This is a genomic window from Oryzihumus sp. (assembly GCF_054325275.1).
This window is the reverse complement of the sequence record NZ_JBTCWL010000037.1, coordinates 25727-39083: the sequence shown is the minus strand read 5'-3', so window position 1 is coordinate 39083 and position 13357 is coordinate 25727. Positions and strand designations below refer to the sequence as shown.

At 73.2% G+C, this 13357-nt stretch carries 10 protein-coding genes; 5 read left to right on the top strand and 5 right to left on the bottom strand.

Annotated elements, in window-relative coordinates; translation table 11 throughout:
- Positions 1-48 precede the first annotated feature (48 nt).
- The gene (locus ACXVGS_RS11205) at positions 49-498 is read right to left on the bottom strand and encodes a hypothetical protein (protein ID WP_458533570.1); all 450 of its coding nucleotides are present in this window, start codon (positions 496-498) and stop codon (positions 49-51) included.
- 257 nt (positions 499-755) lie between these two features.
- Between ACXVGS_RS11205 and ACXVGS_RS11200 the strand changes: the two genes are divergently transcribed.
- Together ACXVGS_RS11200 and ACXVGS_RS11195 are read left to right on the top strand one after the other, a co-directional pair.
- Entirely contained in the window at positions 756-2750 is a 1995-nt protein-coding gene (locus tag ACXVGS_RS11200) for a glycoside hydrolase family 3 protein (RefSeq protein WP_458536955.1), read from the top strand.
- On the top strand, positions 2747-4270 hold the full coding sequence (locus ACXVGS_RS11195) for a glycoside hydrolase family 30 protein (RefSeq protein WP_458535605.1): 1524 nt from the start codon (positions 2747-2749) through the stop codon (positions 4268-4270). Before ACXVGS_RS11200 ends, ACXVGS_RS11195 begins: the two co-directional genes overlap by 4 nt.
- Here the strand turns inward: ACXVGS_RS11195 and ACXVGS_RS11190 are convergent, their stop codons facing one another.
- Together ACXVGS_RS11190 and lepB are read right to left on the bottom strand one after the other, a co-directional pair.
- The gene (locus ACXVGS_RS11190) at positions 4271-4822 is read right to left on the bottom strand and encodes a hypothetical protein (RefSeq protein ID WP_458536954.1); all 552 of its coding nucleotides are present in this window, start codon (positions 4820-4822) and stop codon (positions 4271-4273) included.
- A gap of 8 nt (positions 4823-4830) precedes the next feature.
- A complete protein-coding gene (gene lepB / locus ACXVGS_RS11185; protein WP_458533566.1) occupies positions 4831-5568 on the bottom strand; it encodes a signal peptidase I in 738 nt (245 codons plus the stop codon).
- Between the two features lie 185 nt (positions 5569-5753).
- On the opposite strand from lepB, the gene ACXVGS_RS11180 reads away from it, so the two are divergent.
- Positions 5754-7070: a ferredoxin reductase family protein gene (locus tag ACXVGS_RS11180; RefSeq protein ID WP_458536953.1), complete on the top strand. Its 1317-nt coding sequence runs from the start codon at positions 5754-5756 to the stop codon at positions 7068-7070.
- Positions 7071-7110: 40 nt separating this feature from the next.
- Entirely contained in the window at positions 7111-7638 is a 528-nt protein-coding gene (locus ACXVGS_RS11175; RefSeq protein ID WP_458536952.1) for a hypothetical protein, read from the top strand.
- Here the strand turns inward: ACXVGS_RS11175 and ACXVGS_RS11170 are convergent.
- Together ACXVGS_RS11170 and ACXVGS_RS11165 are read right to left on the bottom strand one after the other, a co-directional pair.
- Positions 7619-10594, bottom strand: coding sequence for an EAL domain-containing protein (locus tag ACXVGS_RS11170; protein ID WP_458529496.1), 2976 nt, complete (start codon positions 10592-10594; stop codon positions 7619-7621). The two genes, ACXVGS_RS11175 and ACXVGS_RS11170, sit on opposite strands and share 20 nt — an antisense overlap.
- A 194-nt stretch (positions 10595-10788) precedes the next feature.
- The gene (locus ACXVGS_RS11165) at positions 10789-11484 is read right to left on the bottom strand and encodes a hypothetical protein (RefSeq protein WP_458532024.1); all 696 of its coding nucleotides are present in this window, start codon (positions 11482-11484) and stop codon (positions 10789-10791) included.
- Positions 11485-11718: 234 nt separating this feature from the next.
- Here ACXVGS_RS11165 and ACXVGS_RS11160 point away from each other — a divergent pair, with 234 nt between their 5' ends.
- Positions 11719-13341 carry a diguanylate cyclase gene (locus tag ACXVGS_RS11160; RefSeq protein ID WP_458536951.1) on the top strand — a complete coding sequence of 541 codons (1623 nt, stop codon included), beginning with the start codon at positions 11719-11721 and terminating at the stop codon, positions 13339-13341.
- Positions 13342-13357 lie beyond the last annotated feature (16 nt).

Here is a 13357-nt window from a genome sequence, read left to right as displayed (position 1 = left end):
GGGGGGCCCCCCCCCCCCCCCCCCACCTCTGGTGGGCGTGGTCGGCCGTCAGGGACGGGTCCGGTGCTGGCCGGTCTCCTGCTCGGGCGGGAGCGGCTCCTCCTCGGGGCTGTCGGCCCCGTCGCCGTGCGGCGGGTAGCCGTTGTCCTGCGCGGGCAGGTCGGGATCGCGGTCCTCAGCGAGGCGCAGGTGCTCGTCGCGCAGGTCGCGGGCCTGCGCCACACCCTCGCCGCGGCGCTCGGCCTCGGCCGCGAGGCGGTCGGCCTGGGCGGCCCGCTCCGCGGCCTCGGCGCGCGCCTTGGCGGCGGCAGCCTCGGCCTCGGCGGCGCCGGCCTCGCGCTCACGGGCGAGCCGGTCGTGCTCGGCGGCCTGGTCGCGAAGGTGCGCGGCCTCCTCGCGTCGGGACTCCAGGCGGCGTGCAGCGGTGGCCCTCCGCAGAGCCACGAGCAGGGCGACGACGACCACGACAGCCAGGACGATGATGACGACGGTCTTCACGGTGACCTCCACGGGTGCGTCCGCGCGGTGCGGGCGCTGTTGGTCATCCAGTACCCCCATACCTGCCGGGTCACGCCCCCGACGCAGGCCGGGTATGCCGCGACGGGCGGGCGGCGCGGCATACCGATGGTGACCGGGCTTTGCCAACTCCTGACGCGCCCGTCGTTGAAACGGGGACAAAGGGTCCATACCGTTCCGAAAGGCGTGAAAGCGCTTTCGACGCAGGGCCCGTCCGGGGCCCGGGACAAGGGGACCCCATGTCAGGACGACGACCGGTGCGCACCCGGCTGCGCGCCGCGACGGTGGTGCTCGCCGTGGCCGCGAGCGCTCTCTCCCTCACCGCGGTCGGCACTGCGTCACCGGCCACGGCACAGCCGGCGGGCGGGACCTCGCACCCCCTCCCTTACGAGGACTCCCGCCTGCCGGTGCCGCGGCGCGTGGCCGACCTGCTCTCGCGGATGACGCTGGAGGAGAAGGTCGGGCAGATGACCCAGACCGAGCGCTACCAGGTGGCCGACGACACCTCGCCGATCACCACGTGGCACCTCGGCAGCATCCTGTCCGGCGGCGGGTCGACCCCCACCCCGAACACCCCGACCGCGTGGGCGGACATGGTCGACCGGTTCCAGCGCGCGGCGATCGCGACCCGGCTGCACATCCCGCTGCTCTACGGCATCGACTCGGTGCACGGCGACGGCAACATGCTCGGCGCGACGGTCTTCCCCCACAACATCGGGCTGGGCGCCACCCGGGACCCGGCGCTGGTCCGCGAGGTCGAGCACGTCACCGCCTCCGAGACCCGCTCGAGCGGACCGCAGTGGGCGTTCGCGCCGTGCCTGTGCGCAGTGCGGGACGACCGGTGGGGACGCACCTACGAGTCGTTCGGCGAGGACCCGCGTCTGGTCGAGCAGATGGAGACCGCGATCGACGGGCTGCAGGGCCCGCCGGGCCACCTCGCCGACCGGGACCGCGTGCTGGCCACGGTCAAGCACTACGCCGGTGACGGCGACACGCGCTACGGCACCGGCAGCGGGGACTACCCGATCGACCAGGGCATCGCCGTCACCGACCGGAAGTCGTTCTGGCGCAACGCCCTCCAGCAGTACGTCCCGGCCGTACGGCAGCACCACGCCGGCAGCGTCATGCCCTCCTACTCCAGCGTCGACTGGACCGAGGACAGCGTGGGCAACCCGGTCAAGATGCACGGCAACCGCGAGCTGCTGACCGGCCTGCTCAAGGGTGCGATGGGCTTCCACGGTGTCGTCATCAGCGACTGGGAGGGCATCCACCAGCTGCCCGGCGACTGGCCCACCCAGGTGCGCACCGGCGTCAACGCCGGCATCGACATGATGATGGAGCCCAACGCCTACCAGAGCTTCGAGACCACCCTGCTCGACGAGGTCCACGCCGGGCGGGTGCCGACGAGCCGCATCGACGACGCGGTCTCCCGGATCCTGACCGCCAAGTTCGAGCTCGGCCTGTTCGAGCACCCGTTCACCGACCGCACCGACCTGCCCGACATCGGCGGCCCGGCCCACCGCGCCGTGGCCCGGCGGGCGGTGGCCGAGTCGCAGGTGCTGCTCACGAACGACCACCGCACCCTGCCGGTGCGCCCCGGCGCCCACCTCTACGTCGCGGGCAGCAACGCCGACGACATCGGCAACCAGGCCGGCGGCTGGACCATGACCTGGCAGGGCGGCTCGGGCGCCACGATCCCGGGCACCACCATCCTGGACGGCCTGCGACAGGGCGCCGGCGCGGGCAACGTCACGTGGAGCCAGGACGCCTCGGCGCCGGTCGGTCCCGACGACGTGGGCGTGGTCGTGGTGGGGGAGACGCCGTACGCCGAGGGCTTCGGTGACGTCGGCGGGCCCCGCTGGGCCTACGACCCCGGCGACCACGGGGTGCCCCGACCGGTGAAGAACATGCAGCTCTCCGACGCCGACAAGGCCGCCGTCGACCGGGTCTGCTCCGCCGCGGCGTCGTGCGTCGTGGTCGTGGTGTCCGGCCGCCCGCTGGTGCTCGACCCGAAGCAGCTCGGCGAGGCCGACGCCGTCGTCGCCGCGTGGCTGCCCGGCAGCGAGGGCGAGGGCGTGGCCGACACCCTGCTCGGCCGGCGCCCCTTCACCGGGAAGCTCCCGGTCAGCTGGCCGCGCACGGTCACCCAGGAGCCGGTGAACGTCGGCGACCCGCACGACGACCCTCTCTTCCCGTTCGGCTTCGGCCTCGCCACCGCCCGGAGGACCTCATGAGCGCGTTCCGCCTCGCCGTTGCCGCCACGGCGGTCGCCGCCACCAGCCTGCTGGGCGTGCCCACCGCCCAGGCCGAGCTCGACCACCGCGGCGGCACCGGTCCCCGCGAGGCGCAGGTGTGGGTCACCACTCCCGATCGCGCCGAGCTGATGCACCAGCGGGCCCCGGTCGCCTTCACCGACGCCACACCGGACGGCGTCACCCTCGACGTCGACCCGAGTGCGCGGATGCAGCGGATGGACGGGTTCGGCGCCTCGATCACCGACTCCTCGGCCGCGGTGCTCACCGGCCTGGCGCCGGCCGGCCGTGAGGCCGCGATGCGCAGCCTGTTCGACCCCCGCAAGGGCATCGGCGTCAGCTTCCTGCGCCAGCCGGTCGGCTCCTCGGACTTCACCGCCGCCGCGGAGCACTGGACCTACGACGACGTGCCGGCCGGCCAGACCGACTTCGGGCTGCGGCACTTCTCGATCGCCCGTGACGAGCGCCAGGTGCTGCCGCTGCTGCGCCGGGCCCGGGCGCTCAACCCGCACCTGACCGTGATGGCGACCCCGTGGAGCCCGCCCGGGTGGATGAAGACCACGGGCAGCCTCGTGGGCGGGCGGCTCAAGGACGACCCGCGCTACTACCGGGCCTACGCGGCGTACCTCGTGCGCTTCGTCCGGGCGTATGCCGCGGCGGGCGTGCCGGTCGACTACCTGACGGTGCAGAACGAGCCGCAGAACCGCACCCCCAGCGGCTACCCCGGCACCGACATGGCGGTCCACCAGGAGGTCAAGGTCATCGAGGCCCTCGGCCCGATGCTGCGCCGGGCCAGCCCGCGGACGAAGATCCTGGCCTACGACCACAACTGGGCCACCCACCCCGACGACATCGCGCACACCCCGCCGGACGAGAGCCCCGAGACCGACTACCCCTACGAGGTGCTCGCGAGCCCGGCCGCCCGCTGGGTGGCCGGCACGGCATACCACTGCTACGCCGGTGACCCGAGCGCGATGGCGACGATGCACGAGGCGCACCCCGACAAGGGCGTGTGGTTCACCGAGTGCTCTGGCTCCCACGGCCTGACCGACCCGCCGGCGCAGGTCTTCCGGGACACGCTGACCTGGCACGCCCGGACCATCACGATCGGCGCGACCCGCAACTGGGCGAAGTCGGTGCTGACGTGGAACATCGCGCTCGACCCCGGCGGCGGGCCGCACCTGGGCGGCTGCGGCACCTGCTCGGGCCTGCTCACGGTGGCGCCGGGCGGGACGGTGACGACGAACGGGGAGTACTACACGATCGGTCACCTGAGCCGGTTCGTGCGGCCGGGGGCGGTGCGGGTCGGCAGCACCTCCTACGGCTCGACCGACTGGAACGGGCAGGTCATGGACGTCGCCTTCCGCAACCCGGACGGCTCGACCGCCCTGGTCGTGCACAACGAGAACGACGACCCGCGCACGTTCTCGGTGCGCGTCGGCGGGCGCAGCTTCTCCTACACCCTGCCCGGGGGAGCGCTGGCGACGTTCACCTGGCGCTGACTACAGCGCCGGAGCGAGCACCGGCCGCCACCACTCGGGTGGACCCGCGGCGGGGAAGTCGAGGGCGACGTCGCGGGTCAGGTCGGGCAGGACGTGGTAGCCCACGGACCCCGGCACGCTGACCAGGGCAAGCAACCGCCACAGCGTGCGGGCGTAGTCCTCGGCCGGCCCGGCCCCGTCCCACTCGTAGACGCCCCGGTAGCGGCCGTGGCCGTCGTGCGCCAGCCAGAGCTTGGTGGCGAACCCCGGGAAGCCGACGAACAGGGGCGTGGTCAGCTCGCTCGCGGGCCGCACGACGGCGTGGCCGTGTCCGCGCACGAGCCGCAGCCGGAACCCCACCACGAGCACGGTCGGCTGCGACGGCACCGGACGTTCGAGCCGGGTCTCCCGGTAGACCACTGCCGAGGTGCCGTCGCCGAAGTGCAGGCGCCGCCCGATGAGGTCGCGCGGCTGGTGGACCCGGCGCCGTGCGACCAAGCTGGCTCCCCGCGTGGTGCTGCGCCAGAGTGCGGCCGCAGCCGCCTCGACGGCCAGGGGTCCCTGAAGGGTCATGGCGGCGGTCAGTCGGGTCGGGCGAGGGCGGCCTCGTCGAACGTGGGCGGCGCGTCGATCGCGCCGCTGCGCTGCAGCGGCCACACGATCGCGAACGCCTTGCCGACGACGTCGGCCTCGGCGATGAAGGGCCCGCCCGGGTCGTTGAGGTGGCTGCGGCTGTCCGCCGAGTCGTCGCGGTTGTCGCCCATCACCCACAGGTGGTCGTCCGGCACTGTGACCGCGAAGTCCGTGGCGCTCGCACGGACGCCCGGCGGGAGGTAGGGCTCGAGCAGGCGCACACCGTTGACGTAGAGGACGCCGCCGCGGGCCTCCACCCGGTCACCGTCGAGGCCGATGACCCGCTTGACGAGGTTCTCCCCGCTCTCGTCCGGGGCGAGACCGGCGAGTTCCAGCCACTCCACCACCGGGGCCGAGGCGTCGCTCGGGTGCGGCAGCCAGCCCTTGCTGTCGCGGAAGACGACCACGTCGCCGCGATGGATGGCATCGGTCCGGACGGCCATCCTGTCGACCAGCACGCGGTCGCCGTCACAGGCGCTGCAGCCGTGCAGGGTGGGCTCCATCGACGACGTCGGGATGAAGAAGCCCTGCACCAGGAAGACGTGGGTGAGGACGAAGATGACCAGCAGCACCACCATCGACGCGACCAGTCGGCGCAGACCCCACGTGTCGCGCTGGTCACGGCTGTGGGGCTCGGGCTTGGACGCGTCGGCCAGCCCCTCCCTCTCGGGCGACTGCACAGCCACGGAACCACCATGCCACCAAACCCCTCGGCAAGACGAGGGTTGACCTCGACGTCCGCGTTCCTCCGGTGGGTTTGAGTCCCCGGCAGCAGGTGGCTATCGTCGTCGGTTCAGTGACCGGCCCCGGGGCGGGTCACTGGCAGGGGTACGGGGGGATGTCCTGTCCGCGACCCTTGGAAGTCGAGCCGATGCGAAGCATGATCCGCCAGGCCTGGGCGGTCGCCTACTTCGCCGTGGTGCTCATCCCCCTCGGCCTGGCCCTCGGCAGCGACCGCCCCGCAGGGGCCAACGCGGCCTACGAGGTCTCCCTGGCCACCGGTCTGGTGGCGCTCTCCCTCCTCGTCGTCACCTGGGTGCTGCCCAAGCGGGTGCGCGCCCTGTCCAACGGGCTGGGCATCGACGTGGTGATGAGGGTGCACCGGCTGGTGGGGATCACCACCCTCGGCTTCGTGCTGACCCACGTGGTCGCTGTCATGATGATCCGTCCGGGCAACCTGACCCTCCTCGACGTCCGGGTGGCTCCCGGCCGAGCCAGGGCCGCGTTCGTCGCCACGCTGGCGATGCTCCTGCTCGTGGTGCTGGCGCTGCTGCGCCGCTGGATCGGTCCCCGCTACGAGGCGTGGCGTGGCATGCACGTCGTGCTGGGCACGACCGTCCTGGTCGGCTCGAGCCTGCACGTGCTGCTGCTCAAGCACCTGGTGGTCACGCCGCTGTTCTCCAAGTGGTTCGCCTTCCTCGCGGCGGTGGTGCTGTTCGTCACGCTGCGCCGGTGGGTCTGGCGTCCCATGCGGGCCCTGCTCCACCCGTACCTCATCAGCGAGGTGCGGCGGGAGAGCCCCACCGTCTCCACCGTCGTGCTCGAGGCGTGGGGGCACCGCGGGCTGTCCCGGTTCCAGCCCGGGCAGTTCGCCTACGTGCGGTTCGGCGCGACGCCGTTCGGCTTCGAGGAGCACCCGTTAACCATCGCCTCCCCGCCGCGCCGCCGCGGCGAGCTGGAGTTCACGGTCAAGGACCTGGGCGACTTCTCCTCCTCGGTCGGTGACCTGGCGGTGGGGGACCGGGTGTGGGTCGACGGACCCCACGGCGCGTTCACCCCGGTCGAGCACGCCGACCGCGGGCTCGTCCTGATTGCCGCAGGCGTCGGGATCACGCCGATGATGAGCGTGCTGCGCCACCTCGCCAGCGTCGCCGACGAGCGCGAGCACTGGCTCTTCGTCGCTGCGCCGAGCGAGCAGGAGCTGCTCTTCCGCGAGGAGCTGGCTGCCATGACCCGGCGGATCCGGCTGCGCGTCGTCGAGGTCGTCGCCCGCCCGCAGGAGGGGTGGCGCGGCCCGACCGGGCGCATCGACGTGGACCTGCTCGACCGCTACCTGCCCGAGGACCACCACGACTTCGACTACTACCTGTGCGGTCCGCCCCAGATGGCCCGGGACGTGACCGACGCCCTGTGCGAGCTGGGGGTCGACTCCCGGCAGGTCCACGACGAGACCTTCGACACCGTCTGACCACCACGCCGCTCCCGAGTCGCCTCCGGAAAGGAACCCTGTGCGTTTCAACCCCACCAACTTCACCCACGTGTCCAGCGCCGTCTTCGGCGTCGCCGTGGTCGGCTACGCCGCCGTCCGCGTCGGCACGTATGTCGCGCCCCACCTGCCGCTGCAGGAGCAGTCCGGCGGGCCGTCGCACTCGGCGACCACCGCAGCGCCCCGCGACCTGCAGAGCGTGTCGCGCCAGACCACCCGGACGGCCCTGCCGTCGACCGCGCCCAGCGCCCTGCCGACCACGCAGGTCCCGACCCCGTCGGCGCCCGCCCCGCCGGCCTCCGCGACCCCGGGCACGACCGCGCCCACCCCGGGCACCGCGCCCACGAGCGCGGCCTCGCCGACGACCCCCTCGTCGTCCCCCACCTCGACGACCGCGTCGGGGACGACGTCCCCGAAGTCGACGTCGACGAGGACGCGCAAGCCCAAGCCCTCGCCGACCACGAGCACCTCCACCCCGAGTCCCACGACCACCGGCGGTGGCCTGTCGGTGCCGCTGCCGGGGGTGACGGTCACGGTCGGGCTGCCCTGACGCCCTTCCCCGGGAAGGCCTCGCCGCGGGCGAGCCGACGCAGCAGGTCCTCGACCGGCTCCGGCTCCCCGACGTGGTGTCCCTGGGCGTGGTCGATGCCCAGGCTCCGCACGATCTGAAGCACCTGCTCGTCCTCGACGTACTCGGCGACCGTCTCCTTGCCGAGCCCGTGGGCCAGGCCGACGATCGAGGCCAGGATCAGCCGGTCGGTGGGGTTCGAGGGTGCGTCGACCACGAAGTCCCCGTCGACCTTGATGAAGTCGAAGACCAGGTGCTTGAGGTACTTGAAGGACCCGAACCCGGCGCCGAAGTCGTCGAGGGCGAAGCGGAAGCCCATGGCCTGCACGTCCCGGCCGAACTGCACCGCCGAGTCGAGGTCGGCGACCGCGACCGTCTCGGTGATCTCGAGCACCAGGCACTGCGGGTCGAACGGCCGCTGGCTGAGGTGCCGTAGCAGGTCGTGGATGACCATCTGGTTGCCGACCGAGTGGCCGGAGAGGTTGACCTGGACCCGGAAGGTGGGGTCGATGTGCTGGGCGTCGCTGAGCACGTCCACCGCCCGGTCCAGGACCCACCGGTCGAGCTGCTGGATCAGCCCCGCGCGCTCGGCGGCGGGGATGAACTGGGCCGGGCTGACCGGCTGCCCGTCCTCGTCGAGCATGCGCACGAGCAGCTCCGCACCGCTGACCCGGCCGCTGCGCAGGTCGAGGATCGGCTGCGCGTAGAGCACGAAGCGGTCGGTCTCGAGCGCCTCGGAGAGCCGGTCGACCCAGGCGAGCCGACCGGCGGTGCCGGGGTGCTCGGCGTCCACACCTCCGAAGACGGAGAAGCCGTCGCGCCCCTCCTCCTTGGCGTCGTACATCGCCATGTCGGCGGCGCTGAGCAGCTCGCTGGAGGAGGTGCCGGCGTCGGTGACCAGGACGACGCCGATGCTCGTGGTCACGCGCCGCTCGCGGCCGCCGGAGCGCACCCGCACCTGGTCCCGCACGAGCCGCACGAGGTCGCGGGCCAGCGCCGTGGCGCCTTCCCGGTCCGCGTCCGGCAGCAGCAGGGCGAACTCGTCGCCGCCGAGCCGGGCGACCAGGTCGTTGCCGCCGGCCCGCGCCCGCAGGGCGGCACCGGCGGCCATGATGAGCTGGTCGCCGGCGAGGTGCCCGAGGGTGTCGTTGATCTGCTTGAAGTGGTCGAGGTCGAGCACCATGAGCGCTCCGGCTGGTCCGGTCCGGCGGCAGCGCTCCATGTGTGCGGTCAGCGCGGCGTCGAACTGCCGGCGGTTGGCCAACCCGGTCAGCGGGTCGTGGTCGGCGAGGTAGCTCAGCTGCTCCTCGTAGCGATGCCGCTCGGAGATGTCGACGATGTTGAACAGCACCGACTCGGCCACCCCATCCGGTCCGCGCAGGACGACGCCACCGATGGCGACCCGCACGAGCTGCCCGTCGGGGCGGGGGAGGTACATCTCCAGCTCGAGCCGCCCCGTGGGGCTGTCGAGCAGCACCTGGATGACCCCCTGCGGGGCGTCCGAGTCCGGGGGGCGGAACGTCTCCAGTGGACGCCCGACCATGTCCTCGCGCGGCGTGCCCAGCATCTGGCACAGGGCCGGGTTGACCTGCTGGACGATGCCGTCGAGGCCCACGAGCGCGACGCCGTAGGGCGCCTCGTCGAAGATCCGCTGGAACAGCTGCCGGGCCCGGCGCTCGGACTCCTCGCGGGCGCGCTCCTCGGTGACGTCCCAGGCGACCACGAGGGCCTCGGGCTCGTCGTCACGCGGGGGCAGCGGGGTCCCGACGATCTGCAGCACCCGGCCGGTGTGAGTGGCCAGGACCTCGACCTGGCCCTCCCGACCGCCCAGGGCTCCGCGCAGGACCGGTTCGATCCGGGCGACGTTCTCGGGTGAGGCGATGTCGGCCAGGGTCAGCCCCTGCGCGTTGGCCACGCCCTGGCGCTGCAGCCCGAGCCCGGTGGCGAGCCGGAACCGCAGGTCCGGCCCGATGACCATCACCGCGGTGTCGGGCAGGTGGTCGAGCAGGGCGCGCCACCGCTGCTCGGACTCGCGCAGGGCGCGCAGCGCCTGCTGCTCGACGGTCACGTCGACCGCGACCCCCATCCAGCCCACCAGGGTGCCGGACGCGTCATACATCCCGGTGATGGTGAGTCGCACCGTGGAGCGGTGCCCGTCCCGGCTGACGTAGGTCCACTCGCGGGTGTCGCGGCCCTCCCGCTTGGCCCGGTGGACCACGACCTCGGCCCGGTCGACGCCCTCCTCGAGGGCGATCCGGTCCAGCTCGGCCTGGTCGTGCCACACCTCGGGGGTGCGCAGGCCCACGACCTCCTCGGCCTTCCAGCCGAGCATGCGCTCCGCGCCTTCGTTGAAGAACGTGATCCGGCCCTCGAGATCGCTGGCGACGATGGCGTGCTCGGTGGCGGCGCGCAGCACGCCGTCGAGGTGGCTGGACACCCGCTCCTGTCTGCTTCGCTCCTCGTCGAGGCGGTTGACGACCCGCTGGATCACCGGGCAGATGAGGAACACGATGAGCGTCCACACGACGGCCCGGCGCCAGTCGCTGACCGGGTAGCGGGGGCTGCCGATGAGCGCCATCGGCACCACCAGCACGGCGATCGTGGCCGCGCCGGCCAGGACCAGCTGCCGGCGGGTGCCGTAGAGGGCGATCCACAGGGTCGGCAGGGCCAGCAGGGGCACGGTGGGGGTCGCGGAGGCGGTGGCGTCGCGCAGCGCAGCGATGACGAGGAAGAACGCCAGCGGGGGGACGCCGTCTCGCCAGCTCGGCTCCGTGCGCAGGGCGACCCGGACCCCGTAGGCGACGTTCGCCGCCAGCAGCCCCAGCACCACTGCCAGGTGCGGCCCGTCGAGGGAGTGCAGCGGGGCGGCCAGCGCAGCGACCCCGACGGTCCCGACGATGACGAACGGGATCATGGCGGTCGGGGGCGGGCGGCGCACGTCCCCGAGTATCGACCCTGACGGGGCGGTGCGTGAGTGGTTTGGCCCCGTATGCCGTGACTCGCCTGTCGACGACCCCGTCAGCTTCCGGGCGGGCACGAGAGGGGGCAGGTCCCCGTGGGACCCGCCCCCTCTCGTGCGAGGCCGACGTGCCGCTGACGCCCGTTCGCGCCGACCTGCCGGCCGCTCCTGCGTCAGCGTCCGGAGCGGTGGTGGTCGCCGTGCCGCGACCCGTGGTGCCCGCGGCGGTCGCGGTGGTCACCGTCGTGACGGTCCCGGCTGTCGTGCGCCGAGGACCAGCTCTTGTCGTTGTGCCAGGCCGCGGAGTGGGCCTGGCCATCCCGCTTCCAGGACGTGTTCGAGGCGTCGGTCTTGTCGCCGGCGCACCGCTTCGGGTCGGCCGTGCGGTCCTTCTTCACGACCCCTGCGACCGGTCGGGCTTCGGTGGAGTCCTTGCTGTCCTGGCTGTCCGCCGGGTCCTTGGCCTCGGTCGAGTCGTCGTCGCCCTTCTGTTCGTCGCGGCTGTCCTTCGGGTCCTTCGCGGCTGCCGCGGCGGCGTCCGCGGCCTTCACGGCCTTGATGTCGGACATGACCTTGGTCAGGGCGGCCTGTGCCGCCACGTCGTCGCCGGCGCGCATGGCGCTCACCAGCGCGACGATGTCGGTGCGCAGCTGCTGGCGCGCTGCGATCTGGTCCGCGGTGAGGGTGCGGTAGTGCTGGTCGACGTGGCTGCCGACCTCGTGGGTGGCGACTGACTGCCCGAAGCTGGTCGTGCGCTCGGGTGCCATCGGCCCGGCCATCGCAGATCCAGCACTGCCGATCGCGAAGCTCAGGGCGAGGGCGCCAGAGGCCAGGACGGTGCGGGTGGAGACCTTGCGCGAAGTGTTCATGAGTCCTTCCCATCGTCGTGTTCGGACTGCTCCCGGCTCCCCACCCAACCTAGGGAGGCCCGGGAAAGGCGCAGGCGATGGGACGTTCAGGCCTGTGTCAAGGAATGGTCAACGTCAGCCTGCGCGCCGGGGTGCAGCCACCTAGGATGAGATGCCCTGACGCCGTTCCCGCGGCGCCTTGGTGCGATGAGGGGGCCGCGCGATGAAGGTCGTCCACACCCGTCCCGGCGCGCGATGACCCAGCCGGGCCGATCTGCCGCGGGGGAGGCCGTGCTCGAGCGGCAGATGATCCAGCAGCTCTGGGAGCGCAGCAGGGAACGGCTGCTCGCCCAGGTCGACCGGCTCGAGGGGGCGCTGCACGCCGTCGTCGAGCGCAACCTCGACGCGGAGGCGCAGCGGGCCGCCGAGCGCACCGCGCACCAGATCGCCGGGGCAGCCGGCACCTTCGGATTCCCCCGGGCCACCGAGATCGCACGCGAGTTCGAGCGGATGTTCGCCGGTCCGGCGGAGGAGCTCCCGTCGCGGGCCCTCACAGCGGCCCGGCACCTGGCCAACCTGCGCCGCGAGCTGGAGGAGCCGGCCAGCTCACCCGGCCCGACGGCGCCCACGCGGGCGTCGGGCCGGCTGCTCGTGGCGCACGGCGACCCGGCGCAGGCACGGGCGATCGCCCGGGAGGCGGAGGGCCGTGGGCTGCGCTGCCGGGTGGCCACCGACGTGACGTCGGCGCGGAACGCCGTTCGCCAGGGGCGCCTCGACGTCGTCCTCGTCGACGCCGAGGTCACCGGCGAGGACGCGCTCGGCCTGCTCGCGGACGTCGCGTCCCTGCTGCCCGAGGCCGGGGCGCTCGTGCTGGCTCCCGAGCCGCAGTCCCCGGACGCCGAGGAGGTCCGGGCGGCCGGAGCGGGTGGCCTGGTCGCCCGCTCGCTGCCACCGGCGCAGGTGGTCGACGTCGTCGTCGACACGGTGCGACGGCAGCAGCTGTCCCGTCACCGTGTCCTGGCCGTGGACGACGACCCGGTGATCCTGGACGTCCTGACCCACCTGTTCGACCACGCCGGGCTCCCGGTGACGACCGTCGGCGACCCCCTGCAGTTCTGGGAGGCCATCGAGGAGACCGCCCCCGACCTGGTGCTGCTCGACCTGGACATGCCGTCCGTGACCGGGTTCGAGCTGTGCCGCCTGCTGCGGGCCGACCCGCGGTTCGAGTCCACCCCGGTCATCGTGCTGACGAGCAGCCACCAGCAGGCTGCCGTCGAGGAGGTGTTCGCCGCCGGCGCCGACGACTACGTCACCAAGCCGGTCGACCCCGCCGAGCTGCTCGCCCGCGTCTCCGGTCGGCTTGAGCGGCTGCGGCAGCAGCGCCTCCTGGCCGAGACAGACCCGTTGACCGGGCTCGCCAACCGGCGCACGTTCATCCGCGAGCTGGCCCGGCTGCGCACCGACGCGGTCCGCTCCGGGGAGCCCCTGTCGGTCGTCCTGCTCGACCTCGACGACTTCGAGGAGATCAACCAGCGCCACGGGCACACCGTCGGGGACGAGGTGCTCGAGCGGCTGGCCGCCCTGCTGCGCCGCAGCTTCCGGGCGGACGACCTCATCGCCCGCTGGGGCGGTCAGGTGATCGCCGTGGCCCTCTACGGCCTCAGCCGTGAGGACGCGGCCGGACGCGTCCTGCGGACCCTGGAGCGCTGCCGGGCCAACCCGTTCACCGGCACGGACGGGCGGTCGGTTCCCGTCACCTTCAGCGCGGGGGTGGCGCAGTTCGGCCCGGACGGCGAGGACCTGGCCAGCGTCTACCGCAGCGCCGAGGCGGCGCTGCGCGACGCCCAGGCCCGCGGACGCGACCGCGTCGTCCCCTGACCCGGACCCGGTATGC